Source organism: Thioclava sp. PTB-PU3-1 (assembly GCF_055666785.1).
On the sequence record NZ_JBVNVL010000001.1, the window covers coordinates 912,992 to 936,041 of the forward strand.

Sequence of the window (23,050 nt, forward strand, 5' to 3'; positions counted from 1 at the left end):
GGCGCATCGCCGTTTCTTCCGCACATGGAGCCTCCCCCTATGACCCCCAGTTCGCTGCGTTTCGATCCGTATGCGGGGCGACCCGATACTCTTGGCGCGCGCGTCACCGGAGACGGTGTGAATTTCGCGATTTTCTCCGAAGAGGCCGAGAAGGTGGAGCTGTGCCTTTTCGACGATGAGGGCCAGGAGGAACTTGCGCGGCTGGAGATGCCGCAGCAGGAGGGCGGGATCTGGTTCGGCCATTTGCCCGGCGCGCAGGAAGGCCTTGCCTATGGCTACCGCGTCCACGGTCCGTTCGCCCCCGAAGAAGGGCTGCGCTTCAACCCGAACAAGCTGCTGCTCGACCCCTACGCGATGGCGATGCGGGGCTATCTGAAATGGGATGACGCGCTGTTCGGCTATCCCATTGGCGATTCCGATCTGAAACAGGACACCCGCGACTCCGCCCCGTTCATGCCGAAAGCCATCGTGGTCGACACGCAGTTCGACTGGGATCAGGATCAGGTGCTGCACCGCCCGTGGTCGGAAACCGTGATCTACGAGGCCCACGTGAAGGGCCTGACGATGCGCCATCCCGGCGTCGTTCAGGCCGATCGCGGAACCTTCCGCGCGCTCGCCTCGCCGCAGATCATCGACCACCTGCTGACGCTCGGCGTGACCACGATCGAACTGCTGCCGATCCATGCCATCGTGCAGGATCGCCACTTGGTCGAGAACGGCCTGTCGAACTACTGGGGCTACAACTCCATCGGGTTCTTCGCGCCCAATCGCAGCTATCTCGCCGGCGAGGACGTACGCGAGGTGCGCGCCGCAGTGAAACGCTTCCACGAGGCCGGGATCGAAGTGATCCTCGACGTGGTCTACAACCACACCGCCGAGGGTAACGAGCTCGGCCCGACGCTCAGCTTCAAAGGCATCGACAATCGCAGCTACTACCTGCTGTCGCCGGAAAACAAACGCCACGGCTTCGACACGACCGGCACCGGGAACACGCTCAACGTCGCCCATCCGATGGTGCTGCGCCTCGTGATGGACAGCCTGCGCTACTGGGTGGAGGCGGTGCATGTCGACGGCTTCCGCTTCGACCTCGCCTCGACACTTGGCCGCGAGCCCGACGGGTTCGAACGCGAGGGCGCTTTCTTCAACGCGATCCGGCAGGACCCGGTGCTGTCCGGCGTAAAGCTGATCGCCGAGCCGTGGGATATCGGCGAAGGCGGCTATCAGGTGGGCGGTTTTCCCTGGCCCTTCCGCGAGTGGAACGACAAGTTCCGCGATGACACCCGCGCGTTCTGGCGCCGCGATCCGGGGCTCTTGCCGAAAATTTCCCAGCGGCTGATGGGCTCACCGGTGCAGTTCGACCACACGCATCGCCCCGCGACGTCGTCGATCAATTTTCTCGCCGCTCATGACGGGTTCACGCTCTGGGATACGCTCAGCTACAACCACAAGCACAACGAGGCCAATGGCGAGGGCAATCGCGACGGCCACGACCATAACCTGTCCGACAATATGGGCGTAGAAGGGCCGAGCGACGATCCCGAGATCAACGCCGCCCGCCTGCGTAGGGCGCGCGCGATGCTGGGCTCGCTGCTGGTCAGCCACGGCGTGCCGATGATCCTCGCAGGCGACGAGATGGGCCAGAGCCAGAACGGCAACAACAACGCCTATTGTCAGGACAACGAGACGACATGGATCGACTGGGAGGGCGCGCGGACCGATCTGCGCGACAGCCTCAGCGCGATGGTCGCATTCCGGCAGGACTGGCGCTATCACCTCGCACCGCCCGCCTTCGCCCCTAACGCCGCGACCCCGGTCAGCGATTGGTGGCACGCGTCGGGGCGGCAGATGAAGGACGACGACTGGCAGGAAGCGGGGCAGTGCTGCGTCGGATTGCGGCACCGATTGGAAGGCTACCCCGAGCTGCTGATCGTTGCCAATGCGGGCGACGCCTGCGAATTCACCCTGCCCGGCAACGGCTGGCACCATATCCTCGACACGACCCGGGACAATCCGCGCTGCGACGAGGCAGTCGACGGGGTGCAGTCGCTGCCGTGGCAATCGTTGCACGCGTTCTGTCGTGAGGGCGAAGCTGCGATCTACGAGGGCGACGCGTGACGGCGGCAGGCGATCGGCAGCCCCTTCGCTGGGGCGCGCATCCGGGGGCGGAGGGTAACTGGGACTTCGCCATCTGGGCCCCTGCCGCGAAGCGCGCAGAGTTGGTGCTGGACGGAGCGGCACATGACATGACACCGGTCGGAGACGGCGGCAGGCAGGCCTCAGTCGCGGCCCGCGACGGACTGCCCTACGCATTCCGCCTCGACGGCACGGACTACCCCGACCCAGCCGCGCGCCGCCAGCGAGGCGATGTTCACGGGCCGTCGCTGACCGTTGATCCGGCCCATTTCGACTGGGGCGCGCCGTGGCAAGGGCGGCCATGGGACGAGGCGGTGATCCTCGAAATCCACATCGGCACCTTCACCCCCGAGGGCACGTTCGCTGCTGCTTCGGAACGCTTGCCCGAACTGGCAGGTCTCGGCATCACGGCTGTCGAGATCATGCCCGTCTCGCAGTTCCACGGTGCCCATGGCTGGGGCTATGACGGGGTTGTGCTCCGCGCGCCGCATCCCGCCTATGGCAGCCCCGACGAGATGCGCGCCTTCATCCGCACAGCGCAAAGCCACGGGATCATGGTGATCCTCGATTTGGTGCTGAACCATTTCGGCCCCTTCGGGAACTACCTGCACGCCTATGCGCCCCAGACCTTCGGCGGGGAGGCAACGCCATGGGGCGATGCGATCGACTTTACGCGACCCGAGGTACGCGCGCTGCTGCGCGAGGCAGCGACAGGATGGATCGACGAGTATCGGCTCGACGGGCTTCGGCTGGATGCAGTCCACGCGATCCGCGATCCGTCCGAGCCGCATTTCCTGATCGAGCTTTTGCAAACGATCCGCGCACAGGATCGAGGCCGTCCGATCCACCTAATCCTCGAGGACGAGCGCAACCTCCCCGATCTGCGCGACGGCGGGTATGACGCGCAGTGGAACGACGATTGGCATAACGCGCTGCATGTCGCCCTGACCGGCGAGACGCAGGGCTACTACAAAGCCCATGCCACCGATCCGTTCGGCGATCTGGCGCGGGCGATGGCGCAGGGCCAGATCGAGGAAGGCCAGACGCGGACCGACAGGACGACAGCGCGCGGCGCGCCCGCCGCCCATTTGCCATGGTCCGCTTTCGTGAACGCCAACCTCACCCATGACCAAGCGGGCAACCGTCCCGAGGGCGAACGCCTCCTGAGCCTTATCGGCGACGAGGCGGGTGCGGTGATCCATGCGCTGGTGCTGCTGATGCCCTTCACGCCGATGCTGTTCATGGGCGAAGAGGTCGGCTCGACCGCGCCCTTCCCCTTCTTCGCCGATCCACCGCCGGACGCCGTCGCCGCACTGCGCGCGGGCCGGACGAAAGAGCTGCAAGGCATCGGCTACGACACGTCCGCGATGATCGACCCCGCCTCTCCCGATACGCCGCGCCTGTGCTACCCTTACCGCGACACCGGGCCGCGCGCGCAGGAGTGGCTGCGGCTGACTCGCGAACTTCTGAGCCTGCGCCGGGCGCATCTGCTGCCGCTTTTGCGCAGCGGTAAGCGCGGCCCTGGCGAGGTCACGCGCCACGGGGCGAAGGCCTTCCACGCGCGCTGGCCTTTCGCAGCGGGGACGCTCGATATTCTCGTCAGCCTCGGGGCACCCGCATCCAATGCGCCGCGCCGCGAGCCTGCGCTATTCTCGATGGGCGACCCGCGCCGGGACGCCTTCGCCATCGACGTGAGGATTGAGTAATGCCGTCCGATCTGCCCGCTGCCACCGCCCGCCCCATGATCGCGACCTATCGGCTGCAATTGCGAAACGGCATCGACTTCGCGGCTGCGAAAACCTTCCTGCCCTATCTCGCCGACCTTGGCGTGAGCCATCTCTACCTCTCGCCGATCTTCACCGCGACGGAGGGTTCCACCCACGGTTATGATGTCGCCAACCCGCAGGAGATCGACCCGGCGCTTGGCGGCGAGGACGGTTTTCGAGATCTCACTGACGCCGCGCAGGCGCTGGGGCTCGGCATCGTGCTCGACCTCGTGCCGAACCACACCGCACTCTCGCTCGACAATCCGTGGATGCGCGATGCGATGCGTTATGGCCCCAACAGCGCCTACGCCGATTACTTCGCGATCGACTGGTCGCAAAAACTGATCCTGCCTTTCCTGCCGGAGCCGCTCGACGACATGCTGGCGAAGGGTGAGCTGCGACTGACTGAGGATCACGGTGGCGCGGTGGAATGGGAGGGCGGCTGGCTGCCGCTCGCGCCCGGCACGGCGGCGCTGGGAGACATCGCTACGGTCCTGACGCACCAGCACTGGCAGCTGCGCGACTGGACGCGCGAACGCGGCGCGCTCTCGCATCGGCGCTTCTTCAACGTCACCGGGCTGATCGGGATGCGCATCGAGGATCCGGCGGTATTCGCCGCGATGACCGAACTGCCCGCGCGGCTGGTTCGCGAGGGGCTCGCCCACGCGCTACGGATCGATCACATCGACGGGCTCGCCGATCCCGCCACCTATCTGGAGCGGTTGCGCCAGACGGTGGGCGATGCAGTCCCGATCTGGGTCGAGAAGATTCTGACCGACGATGAGGCGATGCCACCTGAGTGGCAGACCGACGGCACCACGGGCTACGAGGCGGGACGGCAGATTTGCCGCCTGCTGACCGAGCCGGAAGGCTTCGCGCGGCTCGACACGCTTTGGCGCGACCGCACCGGCGGCTGCGACGATTACGAGACGATGTGCCGCGAGACGCGCGCGCAGGTGATCCCCGAAGACCTCGCGGCTGAGTTGCACCAACTGATCGACCTCGCACAGGCGGCGCTCGTGGTGGATCGGCTCGATCCGCCCGATACGGAAACGCTGCGCGAGGCGATGCTGGCGCTGCTGATCTTCTTCCCGCGCTATCGCAGCTACATCACCACGCCGCCCGCGACGCCCGAAGACCGCGCCATCATCGAAGAGACGGTGGACGCCGCGGCAGAGACCTTGCCGCAACGCGAGGCGCTAGATTTGCTCGCCGGGCTGCTGCTCGACGGGAAGGATAAGCCGAGCCTCAAGTTCCGCATCCGGTTCCAGCAGGTCACGGGCGCGGTGGTCGCCAAGGCGCAGGAGGACACGGCCTTCTTCCGCCACACCCGTTACCTCGCCGCGAATGAGGTTGGCGCGGAACCCGACACACCACTGCTCGACGCGGAAGGGCTCAACGCGTGGTTCTCCAGCGCGCAGGGCCAGCGGGATACGGCGCTGACGCTCACCTCCAGCCATGACACGAAACGCGCTGAGGACACACGGATGCGGATCGCCGCGATCTCGCACCATCCCGAGACCTTCGCCGCTTTGTTCGATACCGCGATGCAAGACGCCGCACTTTCGGATGCCGGGTTCGTCTGGTATGCCACGCAAAGCCTTCTGGGCATCTGGGACGATCCAGCGCCCGGCCCGGAATTGTGCGAGCGCCTGACCGAGCATCTTCGCAAAGCGCTGCGCGAGGGCGGGGAGATCACGCGCTGGTCCTTCCCCGATATCGAGGCCGAGGACGCCGCCTTGAACGCGGCACGGCGGATTTGCGCGGCATGGGAGGCGCAGCCGCCGGCCGAGCTCGCGCCCCTGATCGCGACGGGGCAGCGGCTTTCGCTGCTGCAACTGGCGCTGAAGATGATGCTGCCTGGCATGCCCGACATCTACCAGCGCGGGGAGCGCGCCCTCTACGAATTGACCGATCCCGACAATCGCCGCCATTTCGCTTTGCCAGAAACCCTGACGTCCTTTGAGCAGGTGAAATCGGACACAACACGGCTCCTCCTGAAGCTGCGACGACAGGCGGAGGACGTGTTCCGCGCAGGCAGCGCCGAGGCGGCAGAGCGTGACGGTATCTTTACGCTCACCCGTCGCGCGGGCGGGCGCGAAATCACCCTGCGCTTCCGTCGTGACCTGCGCGATCTCAGCGATGGCGCGCTCTTCGAGATTCGCGATTCGGCAGCGGAGGACACTGCCGCCCGCCTACATTTCCGCCGCCTGCCTAATTGATCGGCGGATTGGCGCGACCTGCTTTTTGACACATCGTCCGAGACCGCCCCCTAGACTCAAAGGGTTTTCGATCAGCTCTCGAAATGGTCAAAAAACACACGCGAAAATCTTACCGCGAACCGGCGGAAATCCGGGAACCGCGGACCCGTTTCATGGCTTTCATTTTTGAAAAGCGTTAAGCTTATTCATGTCGCAGCGTCACGGTGGAGGAGCTCTGATGCTGACTCAGAAAAGACCCAATTTATTGAACGGCTGTCTTCCCATGGTCTTGGCCGGCGGGCGCGGAAAGCGTCTGTACGAGCTGACCGAAGAGAGTTGCAAACCCGCCCTGCCCTTCGGCGCTGGCGGCCAGCGATTGGTGGATTTCACCCTTGCTTCGCTGCGTGCTGCCGGGTTCACGCGGGCGATCATCGCGACGCAATATCGGCCCGCGCCGCTGATCCGGCATCTGCGCGACAAATGGGCGGATGCCTTTCCCGACGGTCTGCTCATCCGCGATGCGACACGGCTCTCGCGCGGCGGCTATCGCGGCACGGCCCATGCGCTTCTCGCCAATCTCGACCTGCTCGAGCGCGAAGGCGTGAGCGACGTTCTGGTGATGCCCGCCGATCAGATTTGCGACATCGATCTGCGTCCGTTCATCCAGCGCCATCGCCTGAGTAACGCGCCCGCGACGCTGGTCGCCGCAACGCTCTCATCCTCGGATGCCGAGCATCATTCGGTGCTGGAAGTCGCGCGGGACGGGCATGTCAGCGCGCTCACCCATCGCCCGAGCGCGCCCGCCGAGATCGGCGAAAACTCAGGGCGCAGTTTGGTCGCGACGGGGATCTACCTCTTCAAGACAGCGTGGCTGCGCAAGGAACTGCCCGAACTGTCTCGGGGCCGGTTCGATATTTCGATCGAGGCCGACCTGCTGGAAGCCGCGCTGCGCGAGAAAGCTCTGCAAGCCTACCGTCTGCCGCGCAGCGACACCGGCCGCGAAGCCTATTGGCGCGATATCGACACGCTCGACGACTATCGCTCTGCCCTTCTGGATTTCGCGGCACCACAGGGCGGCACGGCACGGGGAAGCCCGCCGCTGAGCTGCCTTCATCTCGAGGCGCAGCCGGGCGTCATCGGGGTCGGTCGGCGCTCCGCGTTGACGGCAAAAGGGGCTGTCTCGCGCGATTGCCACCTGACCGATACGCTGCTGGCGCCCGATGTCTCGTTGCCAGCCGGAACTATTGTCGAAGGGATCGGACGCACGAATATGCAATGGTTCCGCCGCAGCGGCGACACCAACCTGATCACGCAGGCGATGGTCGATCGCTCCAGAGAGCGGCTGCACTAGCTGCCAATTCCGAGACGCTTTCGGGCGCGGACCTTCAGCGGTCCGCGCCTTTTTCAGTCCCGCGCTATTCCACCGCCAGCCTGACACCGACCTCTGCCGGCGGCAGGTCGTCCGGCGCGAAATCGACCTCGGGCGCTGGCTCCGAGAGCCCCGCCATGCACATGCGATAGAGCTCTTCGTAACGGTCGACCATCCGCTCCACCCCGAAGCGGGCGACTGCCCGGTCGCGCACGAATTGTCGGTCGCAGGTCATCGCCTTGCGTGCAGCGTCCGCGAGCGCGGACACGTCGCCCGTGGGAACAATCACGCCCGCCTCGCCCACGACCTCGCGCACCGCGCCGGAATCGAAGGCAGCGACGGGCACACCGCAGGACATCGCCTCGGCTGCGGCGAGCCCGAAGGGTTCATCCCAGACCGGTGTGAAGAAGCAGACTGACGCCCTGGCGACCTCGGCGCTCAGTTCCTCCGCCGTCAGATTTCCCCCATAGGTGATCTGCGACCCGAGATAGGGGGCGATGGTGTCGTCGAAATACGCACGATCCTCGATTGGCCCGTAAATCCGCAGCGGCACTTCCGCGATCCGCGCGGCCTTCACCGCCTCGGCGGTGCCCTTGTTGGGAGTGATGCGCCCGAACCAGACCGCTGAGCCATCGGCATGAGGGCAGAAGCCCCAGACGCCGGTATCGATCCCGTTCGGCACGACATGGAAGGACAGATCGCAGTCGGGCTTGGCCCAACGCTCGCGCTGCGCCCCCGTGCAGACCGTGAAACGACACCATGGCGCGCGGGCATCGTGGACGGCGTCGCGCAGCGTCTCGAGGGGCGGCACATGCAGGGAGGTCAGCATCGCGATCCGCTCCCGCCGCGCCAGCCGCGGCGGATAGCGGTGCAGCGAATTGTTGTGAATGATGTCGAAGCCCCCCGTCTCCAACTTCTGCAGGATGCCCGCGAAGGCGCTGTCGAGATGGGTATCGGGCACATCGGACTCGCGGCCGCCTTTCGACGGATAGGCGCTGTCGACATGGCGCTCCGTGACCGGATACAGCTCCACCCCTTCAGGCGGCTGACTGTCGCCCGACGCAAACAGTGTCACCTCATGCCCTCGCGCGACGAGGGCGCCTGCGAGCGCGTAGGAATGAGCCTCCATCCCACCCATGAAGGGCGCCGAAATGGGGTGACGGATTGGGGAAATGATAGCGATGCGCATGTGCCTCCCTTCCCGGAAACGCATGGGCTCCGGGCGATGAACGGGCTGTTTCGGTAATGGGACTTCAATCGTATCGTGTAGGGGAACCAATGGGTGCGACGCTTGTTCCTGCATCGCGGAGCCGATCATGCAGAAAGTCTCGGCTGTTGCCCGATTTCCCCCCCGGGGGTCGCGCGCGTCAGTACCCGTCGAGCGGCAGCTTCATGTCGATGATAAGCCAGCCATCCTCATAGCGGCGCTCTTTCTCCGCGCGCAGTTGCATCGCCGAGGCGAGGATCAGGAGCGAGCCGAAGCCCTGTTCGGCGGCCGCGTCGTAATCCGGGACCTGCTCTTTCCAGGTGAGGTGAACGCCGTTCTCATAGGGCTCCCACGTAACTTTGATCTGGCCGTCCACGGATCTCAGCGCGCCGTATTTGGCGGAGTTCGTCACCCATTCATGCAAGATCAAGGCCAGCGAGGTCAGCGCCCGCGCGGGGATCATCACCTCTGCGCCCGACAGCAGAATGGTTTGCTCTGCGCGCGCCGGCGCAAGCACCCGCTCCAACAGCCCGCCGAGCGCAACCGGCTGGGTGCTGTCCGTTCGCAGCATCATGGAATGCGCGCGATCGAGGGCGGTCACGCGGCCGCGCAGCTCGTCCAGCATCTCCTCCTTGGTTTCGCTCGCGCGGGCCGCGCTGGAAATCATTGCAGAGACGAGCGCAAAGAGGTTCTTGATGCGGTGGTTCATCTCGGCGAGGTGCAGCTCGCGCTCGGCCAGCAACGCCTGCTCGGAGGTGATGTCGAAGCTGACCCCGATGACTTTGCGCTGGCCCGCCTGCGCGCGGTATTTTCCGACGCCACGGATCCAGCGCTGCTCGCCGGAGGGAAGGGTGATCCGGAAGACCTCGTCATAAATGTCGCCATCGCTCACAGCACTGTCGAGCGCCTCGAAAACGCGCGCGCGATCTTCCTCGACCACCCGCGTCCGCACTGCGTCCTGCAAGTCCATCTCTCCCTCGGAGATGTCGAAGAGCAAACGACACGGCTCGTCGATTACCAAGCGGCGCGCCTCGACCGAGAATTCCCAGCGGCCGATCCCGGCAATGCCGAATGCGTCCTCGAGGCCGATGGGGGGAAGCGACATGCTGGGGAAACCTCGGTACTGACGATGTGCGGGGGAGGGTGAGCGGGGCGCGGAGCCGAATGGCTCGGCCCGACACAGTGACCTTTCCTCTGACCGAGTCAACTGCTGTAAACCGCCAGCCCCCGGCCCCTATGCCCCCGGCACGGCTCAGACTTCCTGAAGTTCCTCATGCTTCTTGGTCTCGCCGCGACGACGGCGCGCAAGGGCCTCAACGCCGGATCCGCCCCGGAGGTTTAAACCGCCGCGAAAAGCGGTGCTCCGATATAGGAGCCTTTCGGAGCGGCAGGCGGCACCCAGAACAGCCCCGATCCGGTGTGGGAGATGTATTCATTCAGCAAATCCGACGCGCCGAGCCGCCGTTGCAGCGCCTCGAAATGCGCGGGATCGTTCTGGTAGCCGATGAAGAACAGACCCGCATCGAGCCGCCCGACCGCGTTCAGCCCGCCGGTGAAGTTGTAGCCGCGCCGCAGGATGCGAATGCCGTCATTGGTTTCATGCGCCGACAGCCGAATATGCGCATGCGTCGGGATGACCGGCTCGCCTTGCGCGTTCTTCGCCTTGAAATCGGGCGTGTCGAATTCGTCCTCTCCGGTCAGCGGCGCGCCGGTGAGCTTGTGCCGCCCGAAGACGTCGTTCTGGTGGCTGACCTGCGCGTTGTCCCAGTTCTCGATATGCATCTCGATCCGGCGCATCACCTGATAGGTCCCGCCATGCTGCCATTCCGGGCCATCATTGGCCCAGACATGCTGCGCGAGTTGCTCGGGCGTCGTGATGTTGCGGGTGCCGTCGCGATAACCGAAGAGGTTGCGCGGCGTCTCCTGCCCTGCCCCGGCCGAAGCGCGCCCGAAGCCGAGTTGGGTCCAGCGCACCGTAGCGGCCCCGGTGCGTTTCGCGATCCGCGCGAGGATGCGCACCGCGTGATAGGCGACCTGCGGATCGTCGGCGCAGGCCTGCAGCGAGAGATCGCCACCGCTGATCTCGGGGCGCAGCGCGTCCGAGGGCAGATCGGCCAGTGGGCGCAGATGCGGCGGGGCTTTCGCCGCCAGCCCCATCTCCTTGGAGAAGACGCGCGGGCCAAGGCCCACGGTCACCGTCAGACCCGCCGGGCCAAGCCCCAGCGCCTCGCCGGTCTCGAGCGCGGTGGCTGTCTCGCGGTCGGGCTCTGCCGGACCGACCGGCTGCCCTTCCATCATCAGCCCGATCGAGGCCGACCAGCGCGCGAGCAGCACCTGCAGCGCGCGCGGATCGGACCCGGTCAGGTCGAAGGCCATGGCCATCAGATGCTGCTGCGGCGGCGTGGCGATCCCGGCCTGCGGCCCGGTCCCGTAGAAGGCATAGCGCCTCTGGTCCGGGTCGGGCATGGCGTCAGGCGCGACCTTGCCGGTCTCCGCCGCCTGCCCCGCCGTGGCGAAGGTGCCGCCGAGCGCTGCCGCGCCCAGAAACAGCCCACGCCGCGACAGTCCTGCCGGTTTATCGTCTTGCCCGCGCATCATGGCCTCCTTCGTCTTCAGCTTGCCGTGGCGACTTTTTCAGCGATCCGCGACAGCGGCTCCTGCAGCATCTGGATCGCGCGGCTCAGCTTCACCGCGTCGGATTTGCGCAGCTCAGCATCGTAGATCTTGTAGCCGCCCAGAGCGTCGGCATCGCGGTAGTCTTCGAGCATCGTCTGCACATCCGCAAAGCGCTGCGCGATGGTCTCGGCCACGTCCGAGTCGATCCGCTTCAGCCCCGGCTCGAGGAAGGCGAAGGCCTGATGCGCGCCTTCGATATTGGCCGCGAAGTCCACGAGGTCGATATGGCTATAGGCCTCTTCCTCACCGCTGATCTTGCCGCTTTGCACTTCTTCCAGAAGGGCCGCCGCACCGTTCGCGAGATCTTCGGGGCGATATTCGATTCCGCCCGACAGATCGGCGAGCATCTTGACGTTCTTCACCAGCTCCGCCGCATAGGCCTTGGTCTCGTCGGTGATTTCACCTTTTTCGAACAGGTCGCGCTCCACCGCATGGAAGCCGTGCCAGCCGACCGCCGGGTCGAGGTTCGACGCCCGCATGTCGATCAGGTAATCGAGGTTGCCCGAGTTGTCGGTCGGATCGGTGCCGGGCATGACGAAGCCTTCGACGTCGGGCTCGATCCGCTCGTAGAACGGACGGGCCTGCGCATAGGCCGCCTTCGCGCCCTCCACGTCGCCCGCATCCACTTTCGCGGCGAGGCGTTCGCTTGCGGTCACCATCGCGCCGACCATGCCTTCGACGTAGTTGGCATAGCCTGCGGTGCCTTCGTCCAAGAGATCGCCGATCGCGCTTTGCGCGCGCTGCTTGCTCTCGCCGGTCACGGTGAAGGCCACGGTGTCTTCCGCAGCGCCCGGGCAGTAGATGCGATAGTCGCCACCGTCGAGCGTGACGGTGAAGCTCGACGCGGGCAGACCGGGGGCGAGGTTCTCTTTCTCGCCGAGGATGCGGCTGTCCGACAGCAGCTCCAGCTCGGAGATCGCCGGGGCGGATTCATTGGTCACCGTGAAGGTGATCGGCCCTGCCGCCGCGCTGTCGTGATCGAGGACACACGCGCCGCCATCGTCGCCGGTCAGCGTGATCGCGACCTGCGCGGCCCCGTTATTCATCGGCGCATCGGCCAGTGCGGGCTGCGCGAAGAACGCGGTTGCGGCGAGAAGGGGGACAGCGCGGCGGCGCGCGCGGGACGACATGTTCATTGTCAGGCTCCTGTATTTGCTCTGCGGTTTTGGCTTGGTCAGAGGGACCTGGCGGGGAAAAACGGTGCGGGGCGCGCACGGGCGAGCGCAGAAGCTGCCAGTGCAAGCGCGATGAGGAAGAGGATCACGGGCAACTCTCGGGCCCAGAACTGATGCTCGATGCGGGCACGGCGCACGGCGCGCAGCGCATCGGCGGCGTCTTGCGCGGCGGCGGGGGCCATGACCCAGGCGCCGGTCGCCATGCCACCGGGGGCCATGTCGACGCGCAATGTGCGTGCCGTGGTCAGCCCGCCGCCCGAGAGGCGCAGCGTAACGGCACTACGGCCCTGCGCATCGAGAAGCGCATCGCCTGCGGTCCAGACGGTCACCTGTTCGAGCCGCGTCCACTCGGCCACGAAAGGTCCGGGGTTGCGCGCGGGGCTGACGCCCACCGGCAGGCGCCCACCTGCAAGCTGCGCAAGCGTGGCGAGATCGATCTGGCCGGGGGCACCCGCGATCTCGGTCTGGCTCTGCACTTCGCGATGCAGGCTTGGCAGGCCCAGATGCCGCTCCGGCGTGGCCTCGGCGCCCGTCAGGTCGACGCGGGTCGCGCCCATCTCCAGAACCTCACCCTGCAAGCGCAGATCGGGCCCGGCGGAGGTGTCGACATCGCTTTCCAGCACACGCGGCGCATGATCGGGCAGCGTCACCTGAGGCTGCGGCCAAAGCGCCGCAATGCCCGCGGCCAACACCGCGAAGGCGACCGCCAGCCCACCGCGCAGCCATTGCGCCGTGCGGGGATCGGGGCGCAGTGCGCGCGGCCAATAGGTCAGCGCCGCGACCGGGATCAGATAGGCGATCCAGCCCAGCACCTCGATCAGGCGCGGATCGGCGGGAATGCCCAGCACGCCGGTGATCAGCGCCGAGCGCACGGTGCCGGGGGCCACGAGCCAGCTCAGATCGGCAATGCGCTGCTGGCCCGCCAGCAACCAGCCCGCCTCATGGGCGGAGCGCAGCGTCTGCAACACCAGCCCCGCCGCGACGAGGATCAGGAACACGCCGGTCCAGCGGAAGAAGCGCCCCAGATTGAGCCGCATCCCGCCCTGCGCGATCGCCCAGCCAAGCACGACCGACGCCGCGAGGCCAAGTGCTGCACCAAGCCCGGCCCAATGTCCGGTCTGCGCCCCCGAGATCGTGGCAAGCAGGAAAACAGCGGTCTCGAAACCCTCGCGCAGTACGGCGAGGAAGGCCATCGCCGCCAGTGCGACCCGGCTCCCCTGCCCCAGCGCCGCGTCGGCGTCGCGCTCGATCTGGCCCTTCAGCCCTGCGGCGTGGCGCGTCATCCAGAGCACCATCAGCGTCACGAAGACGACCGCAACGGCCGCGATCACGCATTCGAGCTTTTCCTGCGCGCTATGCGGCAAAGCGGCCTCGACCAGCGCGAGCCCCGCGCCAACACCGACGGCCAGCGCCACGGCGGCAGCGACGCCAAGCCACATCTCGGTCAAACGTTCGCCCCGGGCGCGCAGGAAGGCCGCAATGATCCCGACGATCAGCGCCGCCTCGAGCCCTTCGCGCAGGCCGATGATGAATGTTGCCAACATGCCGTGGGCACCCCGTCGATTCCCGAGTAAATTGATTGGGTATTCGTTAGTGGCGCAGATCGGCGAGCGCAACCCCTTTTCCGAGTAAATTGCTCGGATTCTTGAAGTCGCATTTCTTCGCCCCTGCCGTTGCGGGCGATTTGCAACTTCCGCCATCTTGGGGCAATTCGTGCGGGTCGCCCTCGCAGCGCCGCGCAATCAGGCGGTCCGGCGCAGCGAAAGAGACACGATCCGGGCGCCTGAAGTGGCCCGCATGCAACAATTTCGGAGGCCGTATCTTGGCACAATCGCAAATCGGGCTGATCGGCCTTGGCACCATGGGCGGGATGCTCGCCCTCAACATCGCGGAAAAAGGGTTCGACATTTCGGTGTTCAACCGCACCACCAGCGTCACGAAGTCCTTCCATGAAAACGCGGGCGAGCTGGCGTCGAAGATCACGCCCTGCGAAAATCTTGAAGACCTAGTGGCCTCGATCGCGAAACCCCGCGCGATCATCCTGATGGTCCCCGCAGGCGAGCCGGTCGACCAGCAGATCGCGGCGCTGCGCGCCCATCTCGACCCCGATGATCTGATCATCGACGCGGGCAACGCGAATTTCCACGACACCGAGCGCCGCGCGGAAGAAGCGGCAAAGGCGGGGCCCCGTTTCCTCGGCATCGGCGTTTCCGGCGGTGAAGAAGGCGCGCGCCACGGGCCCGCGATCATGGGCGGCGGCGAGCAGCAGGACTGGGACCGCGTGGCCCCGATCCTCAACGCGATCGCAGCCAAGTTCGACGGCACGCCCTGCGCAGGCTTCATGGGCAAGGGCGGCTCGGGTCATTTCGTCAAAGCCGTGCATAACGGCATCGAATATGCCGATATGCAGATGATCGCCGAGACCTACGGCGTGATGCGCGACGGCATGGGCCTGAACTCGCAGGCCTGCGGCGAGATCTTCGCGAAATGGGACGAAGGCGCGCTGAAATCCTACCTGATCGAGATTTCCGGCAAGGTCGCCCGCGCCACCGATCCCGAAAGCGGCGAGCCGATGCTCGACATCATCCTCGACCGCGCGGGCCAGAAAGGCACCGGCCGCTGGACCGTGATCGAGGCGCAGCATCTGGCGGCCCCCGTGCCGGTGATCGAAGCGGCCGTGATGGCGCGCAACCTGTCGTCGCGGCTCGATGCGCGCAAGCAGGGCGAGGACATGTTCGGCGCCGCTCCCGAGGCGCTGCCCGAGGGCGCGCTGAGCGCGGAGGATCTGGAGAACGCACTGATCGCGGGCAAGATCCTGTGCTACGCGCAAGGCTTCGAGCTGCTGCGCTCGGCCAATGCGCCTTTCGACTGGGACCTGCCGCTGCCCGACATCGCGCTGGTCTGGCGCGACGGCTGCATCATCCGCTCGGCGATGCTCGACGATATGGCGAGCGCGCTCAGCGAGTCGCCCGATCGCAACCTGATGTATGCGCCCTATTTCGCGGATCTGCTGAAGGCGCATCACGGCGCGCTGCGCAAGGTCGTCAGCATTGCCGCGGCCCACGGCCTGGCGGTTCCGGCCCTGTCGATGGCGCTGAGCTATTTCGACACGATGCGCACCGCGCGCGGCACCGCGAACATGATCCAGGGCCAGCGCGATTTCTTCGGCGCGCATGGGTTCGAGCGCACCGACCGCGAGGGCACCGACTTCCACGGCCCCTGGGCGATGTAAGCGCGCCCGTTTGCTGAAAGATCACCGCCCGCGGCTCGCGCAGAGTCGCGGGCGGTTTCCGTTTCGCGGGGCGTCAGACGCCACGAACCATGCACCGCAATCACGAGTTCGTGTACGCCCCAACCGCGTCCGCCCCGCTTGATCCCCATCAAAGTCCTAAAGCACCGAGATCGTTACCCTCTGCGCATCCAAAACGGAGGCCGGGACTGCTATGACACGGGATTTCGAAGGTAAATCAGCTATCGTTACGGGCGCGGGATCAGGGATCGGCGCGGCAATCGCCACGGAATTGGCGGCACGCGGCGCCTCGGTCCTGCTGGCCGATCAGAAAGCGGACGCGGCCAAGTCCGTGGCCGAAGAAATCCGCGAGGCCGGCGGCACCGCCGAGCCGATGGCGGTCGACGTCACCTCCGCCACAGAGGTCGAAGCGATGGTCGAGAAGGCCGTCGCGACCTTCGGCAAGCTGGATCTTGCCGTGAACAATGCGGGTATCGGCGGTCCGCAGGTGCCGTTCGGGGAGTATCCGCTCGACGGCTGGAAGCAGGTGATCGACGTCAACCTGAACGGCGTGTTCTACGGGATGCGCTTCGCGATCGCCGCGATGCTGAAATCGGGCGGCGGCGCGATCGTGAACATGTCCTCGATCCTCGGCTCGGTCGCCTTCCCGAGCGCCTGCGCCTATGTCGCAGCGAAACACGCGCTTCTGGGCCTGACGCGGGCCGCGGCGATCGATCACGCAGCACAGGGCATCCGCGTCAATGCGGTGGGCCCCGCCTTCATCGAGACACCACTTCTGTCGGGGCTGGCGCCTGAGGTGAAGGACTCGCTGGTCGCGCTGCATCCCGCCGGACGGCTCGGCACGCCCGAGGAAGTCGCGGCGCTGACCTGCTTCCTGCTGTCGGATGCCGCGAGCTTCGTGAACGGCAGCTATCACCTCGTCGACGGCGGATATACCTCGCGATGAGCACGACGGAGGGGCGGATCATCGCGGTGCGCGGGCCGGTCATCGACGCAAGCTTCGATGGCCCGCTGCCGCCGATCCATTCGATCCTGACGCTGACGGACGACGACATGCCGGGCAGCTTCGAAGTGCATGGCCATCTCGACGCGCATCGGGTGCGCGCCATCGCGCTGCAATCGACGCTCGGCCTGTCACGCGGGCGCAAGCTGCGCGCCACGGGCAAGCCGCTCGAAGTGCCCGTCGGCGAGGCCGTTCTGGGGCGGCTGATGGACGTGACGGGGGCGATGCGCGACGGCGGCGATCCGCTGCCCAAGGGCACACCACGCCGCCCGATCCACGGCACACCGCCGCGCCTCTCGGGCAGCGGCGCGGTCACCGCTTTCGAGACCGGGATCAAGGTGATCGACCTGATGTTGCCGCTGGCCCGCGGCGGCAAGGCCGCGATGTTCGGCGGCGCGGGCGTGGGCAAGACGGTGCTGGTGATGGAGCTCATCAACACGATGGTCGAGAAATATCAGGGCATCGCGATCTTCGCGGGTGTGGGCGAGCGCTCACGCGAGGGTCACGAGATGCTCGCCGACATGACCGATTCCGGGGTGCTCGCGCGCACCGCGCTGGTCTATGGCCAGATGAACGAGCCGCCCGGCGCGCGTTGGCGGGTGCCGCTGACCGCCGTCTCCATCGCCGAGGATTTCCGCGACCGCGATCACCGCAATGTCCTTCTGATGATGGATAACGTCTTCCGCTTCGTGCAGGCGGGCAGCGAGGTCTCGGGGCTTCTGGGCCGCCTGCCCTCGCGCGTGGGCTACCAGCCCACCCTCGCGTCTGAGGTCGCGGAACTTGAAGAACGCATCGCCTCCGCCGCCGGGGCGTCGGTCACGGCAATTCAGGCGGTTTACGTCCCGGCGGACGATTTCACCGACCCGGCCGTGACCGCGATTTCGGGGCATATGGACAGCTCCATCGTGCTGTCGCGTCAGCTGGCCTCGGAGGGGATTTACCCCGCGATCGACCCGCTCGCCTCGTCCTCGCAACTGCTCGACCCAGAGATCGTCGGGGCGGAGCATTTCCAGCTCGCGGGTGAGGCGCGGGCACTGTTGGCGCGGTTCCGCGAATTGCAGGACATCATCGCGCTTCTCGGCGTCGAGGAGCTGGGCGCGGCCGACCGGCTGGCGGTGCGCCGCGCGCGCAAGCTGCAACGCTTCCTCACCCAGCCCTTCGTCGTGACCGAGGCCTTTACCGGCCAGACCGGGCGCTCGGTGCCGTTGGCCGATACGCTGGAGGGCTGCCGCGCGATCCTCGCGGGCGAGGCGGACGACTGGTCGGATCAGTCGCTCTACATGATCGGCGGGATCGACGAGGCCCGCGAGCGAGAGGAGGCCGCGGCATGAGGCTCACCATCGCCACGCCTCTCGAAATCGTCGTCGACGCCAAGGACGTCACCGCGATCCGGGCCGAGGACGAGAGCGGCGGCTTCGGCATCCTGCCCGGTCATGCCGAGTTCCTCACGAGCCTCAGCATCTCGGTCATCTCCTGGGTGGTCGAGGGCCAACGGCATTATTGCGCGGTGAAGGGCGGTGTTCTTATGGTCGAGAATGGAAGCGACGTCTCGGTCTCGACCCGCGCTGCGGTGACCGGCGATCTGCCCGAGCTGGGCGACACGATCCTGAAGCGGTTTCAGGCCGAGGATGACGCCGCGAAGACCAAACAGGCCGACTCCACCCGGCTGCATCTGCTCGCGATCCGGCAGCTGGTGGCGAGCCTCGACGGCGCGCAGGCTCGGAAGGATTGGACATGACCGACTCGCCGGAAGACCCGGAACAGACGGAGGAGCCGATGGAGAGCGCCGCGCGCCGCCACGCCGCCCGGATCGAGAAAGCCCGAGAGGAGGGTGACATCCCGCTGGCAAGACGGCTGGGCCAGATCGGTGTGCTCGGATGGATCGTGGTGCTTCCGATGCTCGCGGGGGCCGCAGGCGGAAGATGGATCGACCGGAGCGCCCAGTCGGGCATCTTCTGGACCGCCGCGCTGATGATGGTGGGGCTTGTCGTGGGGTGCTGGCTGGGCTGGCGCTGGGTGCAACAGCAATGAGCGCGACGATGGTTCTTCTAGGTCTGGCGAGCCTCGCCCTCGGCATCGGCGTCGGCCTCGTGCATTTCGCCCTGCTGCGGGCGGGCACGGATGCGATGCTGCTCGAAAGCAAGGCGCTGAAGGCGATCGCGCTGACCGCGCTGCGCTTCGGGCTGACGATCGGGGCCCTCGTGGGCTGCGCGCTTCTGGGCGCGGTGCCGCTGCTGGCGGCGGCGCTCGGGATCGGCATCGGGCGGATGCTCACCCTGCGCCGCGCGAGGTCCGCATGAATTCGCCGCTGGAGACCACCGTCCTGTTCTGGGTCGGCCCCGTGCCGATCACGCAACCTGTCGTCACGACATGGGTGATGATGGTGGTGATCGTGGCAGGGTGCTACGCGCTGACCCGAAACCTGAGCCTCAAGCCCGGACGACGTCAGGCGGCGCTGGAACTGCTGGTGACGGTGCTCGACACCCAGATCCGCGAGACGATGAGCGTCGCCCCCGACCGCTACCGCACCTTCCTCGGCGGCTTGTTCCTGTTCATCCTGATCGCGAACTGGTCCTCGCTGATCCCGGGCGTCGAACCTCCAACCGCCAACCTCGAAACCGACGCGGCCCTTGCGCTGCTCGTCTTCGTTGCGGTGATCGTCTACGGCATCCGCGCGGGCGGCGTGCGCGGCTACCTGCGCAGCTTCGCGATGCCGACGCCGCTGATGATCCCGCTGAACCTCGTCGAGACGCTGACGCGCAGCTTCTCGCTGCTGATCCGCCTGTTCGGCAATATCATGAGCGGGGTCTTCGTGATCGGCATCGTGCTCTCGCTTGCGGGGCTGTTCGTGCCGATCCCCTTCATGGCGCTCGATCTGCTGACCGGCCTTGTCCAAGCCTACATCTTTACCGTCCTCGCCATGGTTTTCATCGCGGCGGCAGTGGCGGAATCACAAACCTCCCACGGATCCGGAAAGGACTGACTATGGAATATATTGAAGTGGCGAGCGTTATCTCGGCCGCCGCGGCGGTAGCCTTCGGGGCGCTCGGCCCCGCGCTTGGCGAGGGGCGCTCGGTCGCGGCTGCGATGGACGCGATCGCCCGCCAGCCCGAGGCCGCGAACGCGATCTCGCGCACGCTCTTCGTCGGGCTCGCGATGATCGAGACGACGGCGATCTACTGCCTCGTGATCGCGCTTCTGCTGCTGTTCGCCAACCCGTTCATCGGCTGATCATGACACTGGACTGGTGGACGCTAGGGCTACAGACGCTCAATGCGGCGGTGCTGATCTGGCTTCTGAGCCGGGTGCTTTGGCGCCCGATCGTGAGTGCCATCCAAGCGCGTCAGGCCGAAGCGGACAAGCAATTGAGCGACGCGAGCGAGACCGCGCGCAAAGCCGATGAGGCGAAGGCGCAGGCCGAGGCCGAGCTCGATCAGGTCGGCACGCGTAAGTCCGAGATGCTGGCGCAGGCCCAGACCGAGGCCGAAGCCGCGCGCAAGGCGCTTCTGGATCACGCCCGCGCAGAGGCCGCCGATATGGCCCGCACCGCAGAGGCCGAACGCGCTGCCCGCGCGGAGGAGGCCGAGAAGCGCTATGCCGCGCGCGCCGCCGATCTGGCGCAGCGCATGGCCGAGCGGATCGGCGCGCGCCTGTCGCGGCCCGCACTGCTCGAAGCCTATGCGACGGATCTTCTGGCGCAGGTCGCGGCCCTCGACACCGAGGATCGCGCCGCGCTCGGCTCGGAGAAACTCATGCTGCGGATCAGCGAGGCGACAGAGGCCGGTTACGGAGAGGCCTTCGCCGACCGCCTTGGAAAGACCTTGGGAGAGAAGATCGCGCCCGCGATCAAAACGGATGCGGAGCTGATCTGCGGCCTCGCGCTGGAGACCAAGCACCTGCACCTCGAGAGCTCATGGGCCGCCGATCTTGCCCGGATGCGCAAGGAGGTGGCCAATGACACCCAATGATCCCGACGAGTGGCTGGACCGCAGCCTCGAGGCCATCGCGCGTGCGCCGCTCGGTCCCGTCGTGCGCCGCAGCGGGCGGGTGGAGCGCGTGTCCGACGGCGTTGCGATGGTGTCGGGCCTGCCCGAAGCCCGCGCCGGCGAGCGGCTGGTCTTCGAGGGCGGGCAATCGGGCTTCGTGCATGTGCTCGACGAAGAGACCCTCGCGGCGGTGTTGCTCGACGATATAGCGGGCGTCGCACAGGGCGATGCGGTCACCGGCACGGGCGACGTGATGCGGGTGCCGGTCGGGCCGGGACTGCTGGGCCGGATCGTCGATCCGCTCGGGCGGCCCCTCGACGGGCTCGGCCCAATCACGACCACGGCCAAACACCCGGTCGAACGCCCCGCCCCGGCGATCATCGACCGCGCCGCGGTGGTGGAGCCGATGCAGACCGGCACGCTCGTGGTGGATGCCCTCTTCGCGCTTGGACGGGGCCAGCGCGAGCTGATCGTGGGCGACCGTGCGACCGGCAAGACGACGATCGCGCTCGACACGATCCTGAACCAGAAAGACGGCGACGTGACCTCGGTCTATGTCGCGATCGGGCAGAAAACCTCCTCGGTGGAGCGCGTGATCGAGACGCTTCGGCGCAACGGCGCGCTGGCGCGCACCATTGTCGTGGTCGCCGGGCCGTCGACACCGCCGGGGATGCAATGGCTCGCCCCCTTCGCAGGCATGACCATGGCCGAGGAGCTGCGCGACACCGGCGGCCACGCGCTGATTGTGCTCGACGACCTCACGCGCCACGCCGCCTCGCATCGCGAGCTTGCGCTGCTGACCCGCCAGACGCCGGGGCGCGAGGCCTATCCGGGCGATATCTTCTATCTGCACGCCCGGCTTCTGGAACGCGCCGCGCGGCTGTCGGACGCATTGGGCAGCGGCACGCTGACCGCGCTGCCGATTGCCGAGACCGATGCGGGCAACCTCGCGGCCTTCATCCCGACCAACCTGATCTCGATCACCGACGGGCAGATCGCGCTCGACGCCAAGCTGTTCAACCGCGGCCAGAAACCCGCCGTGGATGTCGGCACTTCGGTCAGCCGGGTCGGCGGCAAGACGCAGGCGCGCAGCCTGCGCGACGCGGCGGAGTCGATGCGGCTCGACTACGCGCAGTTCCTCGAACTGGAGATTTTCACGCGTTTCGGGGGGATGCCCGATACGCGGGTGAAGGCGCAGCTTGCGCGCGGGCGGGCGGTGCGCGCGGTGCTGGCGCAGATCCAGCACGCGCCACTGCGCCTCGCCGATGAGGTGGCGCTGGTTCTGGCGGTGCAGACGGGGCTTCTCGACGGGTTGGAGCCCGCGCAGATCGACACGCTGCGCGCGGCGCTGCCCGATGCGCTCGATGCGGCGGGGCTGTCGGGGGCGGATTTCTCCGCCACGCTGAGCGAGAGCCTGCATGACCAGATCGTGCAATGCCTGAAGGGGCTTCTGCCGGAGCCTTCGAAATGAGCGAGCAGCTTGCCGAGATCGAAGCGCGGATCGGCAGCATCCGCACGCTCGCCTCGGTCATCCGGGCGATGCGCGCCATCGCGGGCGCGCGCGTGCGTCAGACAGAGGGAGAGCTTGCCTCGGTGGATCTGCACGCGGCGACGGTGAGCCGCGCACTCGACCGGGTTCTGTCGCTCGCGCCGACACCGCCCAAACCCGAAGGGCCGCCGCTCACCGTTCTGTTTCTCGCCGAACAAGGCTTTGCGGGATCGTTCAACGCCCGGCTTCTGAGCGAGCTGGGCACGCCGCCCGGCGGTCTCGTCGTGATCGGCACGCGCGGCGCGGCGCTGGCCGCCGAGCAAGGCCTGAATGCGCTTGCGCAGTTCCCCCTGCCCTCGCACGGTCCAGCGGTTCCGCCCTTCGCCGACCGGCTGGCCGAGACGTTGCTGCAACTGGCAGGCCGTGCCCCGATCGACGCCTTCTACGCCCAGACGGAAGATGGCAGCTGGAAGGCCCGCCGCCGCCGTATCTTCCCCCGCCCGACCCGGTCGACTCCGCCGCCAAGCCAGCCGCCCCTGCTGACGCTGCCGCCCGCGCAGCTTTGCGCGTCGCTCTTTGCCGAGCTGCTGCATGCGGAGCTGTGCCGCGTCGCGCTGCATGCCACGGCTGCGGAAAACACCGCCCGGATGCTCGCCATGGCCTCCGCTCAGGGGATGACCGAACGCAAGCTCGACGCGCTGCAACAGACCGCGCGGATTTCGCGGCAAGAGTCGGTGACGACGGAAATTCTGGAGCTTTCGGCGGGCGTCACGTCCAGCTGAGTTGGGAACCCCA

The 23,050-nt window shown here is 66.9% G+C and carries 20 protein-coding genes; 15 read left to right on the top strand and 5 right to left on the bottom strand.

Going from position 1 to position 23,050, the window contains the following annotated elements; translation table 11 throughout:
- Positions 1–24 precede the first annotated feature (24 nt).
- The 4 genes from glgX to ACZ7GB_RS04205 all read left to right on the top strand — a co-directional run bounded on the left by glgX (position 25) and on the right by ACZ7GB_RS04205 (position 7,451).
- Positions 25–2,115 carry a glycogen debranching protein GlgX gene (gene glgX, locus ACZ7GB_RS04190; RefSeq protein WP_472157737.1) on the top strand — a complete coding sequence of 697 codons (2,091 nt, stop codon included), beginning with the start codon at positions 25–27 and terminating at the stop codon, positions 2,113–2,115.
- Positions 2,112–3,839: a malto-oligosyltrehalose trehalohydrolase gene (treZ, locus tag ACZ7GB_RS04195; RefSeq protein WP_472157738.1), complete on the top strand. Its 1,728-nt coding sequence runs from the start codon at positions 2,112–2,114 to the stop codon at positions 3,837–3,839. Before glgX ends, treZ begins: the two co-directional genes overlap by 4 nt.
- Positions 3,839–6,121: a malto-oligosyltrehalose synthase gene (treY, locus tag ACZ7GB_RS04200; protein WP_472157739.1), complete on the top strand. Its 2,283-nt coding sequence runs from the start codon at positions 3,839–3,841 to the stop codon at positions 6,119–6,121. The genes treZ and treY overlap by 1 nt, the downstream gene beginning before the upstream one ends.
- A gap of 262 nt (positions 6,122–6,383) precedes the next feature.
- On the top strand, positions 6,384–7,451 hold the full coding sequence (locus ACZ7GB_RS04205) for a sugar phosphate nucleotidyltransferase (RefSeq protein WP_472157740.1): 1,068 nt from the start codon (positions 6,384–6,386) through the stop codon (positions 7,449–7,451).
- Between the two features lie 64 nt (positions 7,452–7,515).
- Here the strand turns inward: ACZ7GB_RS04205 and ACZ7GB_RS04210 are convergent, their stop codons facing one another.
- The 5 genes from ACZ7GB_RS04210 to efeU all read right to left on the bottom strand — a co-directional run bounded on the left by ACZ7GB_RS04210 (position 7,516) and on the right by efeU (position 14,071).
- Positions 7,516–8,682, bottom strand: a complete 1,167-nt coding sequence (locus tag ACZ7GB_RS04210) for a glycosyltransferase family 4 protein (RefSeq protein ID WP_472157741.1) — start codon at positions 8,680–8,682, stop codon at positions 7,516–7,518.
- A gap of 154 nt (positions 8,683–8,836) precedes the next feature.
- Positions 8,837–9,781, bottom strand: coding sequence for a sensor histidine kinase (locus tag ACZ7GB_RS04215; protein ID WP_472157742.1), 945 nt, complete (start codon positions 9,779–9,781; stop codon positions 8,837–8,839).
- Between the two features lie 233 nt (positions 9,782–10,014).
- Positions 10,015–11,271 (bottom strand): Dyp-type peroxidase, encoded by a 1,257-nt coding sequence (locus ACZ7GB_RS04220; protein WP_472157743.1) that lies wholly within the window; start codon positions 11,269–11,271, stop codon positions 10,015–10,017.
- A gap of 17 nt (positions 11,272–11,288) precedes the next feature.
- Entirely contained in the window at positions 11,289–12,488 is a 1,200-nt protein-coding gene (gene efeO, locus ACZ7GB_RS04225) for an iron uptake system protein EfeO (RefSeq protein WP_472157744.1), read from the bottom strand.
- 38 nt (positions 12,489–12,526) lie between these two features.
- Positions 12,527–14,071, bottom strand: a complete 1,545-nt coding sequence (efeU, locus tag ACZ7GB_RS04230) for an iron uptake transporter permease EfeU (protein ID WP_472157745.1) — start codon at positions 14,069–14,071, stop codon at positions 12,527–12,529.
- Between the two features lie 278 nt (positions 14,072–14,349).
- Here efeU and gndA point away from each other — a divergent pair, with 278 nt between their 5' ends.
- From gndA to ACZ7GB_RS04285, 11 genes are all read left to right on the top strand, one after another.
- Positions 14,350–15,759 carry an NADP-dependent phosphogluconate dehydrogenase gene (gndA, locus tag ACZ7GB_RS04235; protein ID WP_078545865.1) on the top strand — a complete coding sequence of 470 codons (1,410 nt, stop codon included), beginning with the start codon at positions 14,350–14,352 and terminating at the stop codon, positions 15,757–15,759.
- A gap of 211 nt (positions 15,760–15,970) precedes the next feature.
- Positions 15,971–16,723 carry an SDR family NAD(P)-dependent oxidoreductase gene (locus tag ACZ7GB_RS04240; RefSeq protein WP_472157746.1) on the top strand — a complete coding sequence of 251 codons (753 nt, stop codon included), beginning with the start codon at positions 15,971–15,973 and terminating at the stop codon, positions 16,721–16,723.
- On the top strand, positions 16,720–18,111 hold the full coding sequence (atpD, locus tag ACZ7GB_RS04245; RefSeq protein WP_472157747.1) for a F0F1 ATP synthase subunit beta: 1,392 nt from the start codon (positions 16,720–16,722) through the stop codon (positions 18,109–18,111). Before ACZ7GB_RS04240 ends, atpD begins: the two co-directional genes overlap by 4 nt.
- Entirely contained in the window at positions 18,108–18,518 is a 411-nt protein-coding gene (locus ACZ7GB_RS04250; RefSeq protein WP_078569625.1) for a F0F1 ATP synthase subunit epsilon, read from the top strand. Before atpD ends, ACZ7GB_RS04250 begins: the two co-directional genes overlap by 4 nt.
- Complete coding sequence (locus ACZ7GB_RS04255; protein WP_472157748.1) at positions 18,515–18,811, top strand: AtpZ/AtpI family protein; 297 nt, start codon at positions 18,515–18,517, stop codon at positions 18,809–18,811. Before ACZ7GB_RS04250 ends, ACZ7GB_RS04255 begins: the two co-directional genes overlap by 4 nt.
- On the top strand, positions 18,808–19,080 hold the full coding sequence (locus ACZ7GB_RS04260; protein ID WP_472157749.1) for a hypothetical protein: 273 nt from the start codon (positions 18,808–18,810) through the stop codon (positions 19,078–19,080). The genes ACZ7GB_RS04255 and ACZ7GB_RS04260 overlap by 4 nt, the downstream gene beginning before the upstream one ends.
- The gene (locus tag ACZ7GB_RS04265) at positions 19,077–19,763 is read left to right on the top strand and encodes a F0F1 ATP synthase subunit A (RefSeq protein WP_472157750.1); all 687 of its coding nucleotides are present in this window, start codon (positions 19,077–19,079) and stop codon (positions 19,761–19,763) included. Before ACZ7GB_RS04260 ends, ACZ7GB_RS04265 begins: the two co-directional genes overlap by 4 nt.
- 2 nt (positions 19,764–19,765) lie before the next feature.
- Positions 19,766–20,011: a F0F1 ATP synthase subunit C gene (locus ACZ7GB_RS04270; RefSeq protein WP_078519861.1), complete on the top strand. Its 246-nt coding sequence runs from the start codon at positions 19,766–19,768 to the stop codon at positions 20,009–20,011.
- A gap of 2 nt (positions 20,012–20,013) precedes the next feature.
- Positions 20,014–20,748, top strand: coding sequence for a F0F1 ATP synthase subunit B family protein (locus ACZ7GB_RS04275; protein ID WP_472157751.1), 735 nt, complete (start codon positions 20,014–20,016; stop codon positions 20,746–20,748).
- On the top strand, positions 20,735–22,237 hold the full coding sequence (locus ACZ7GB_RS04280; protein WP_472157752.1) for a F0F1 ATP synthase subunit alpha: 1,503 nt from the start codon (positions 20,735–20,737) through the stop codon (positions 22,235–22,237). The genes ACZ7GB_RS04275 and ACZ7GB_RS04280 overlap by 14 nt, the downstream gene beginning before the upstream one ends.
- A complete protein-coding gene (locus ACZ7GB_RS04285; RefSeq protein WP_078539910.1) occupies positions 22,234–23,037 on the top strand; it encodes a F0F1 ATP synthase subunit gamma in 804 nt (267 codons plus the stop codon). Before ACZ7GB_RS04280 ends, ACZ7GB_RS04285 begins: the two co-directional genes overlap by 4 nt.
- Positions 23,038–23,050 lie beyond the last annotated feature (13 nt).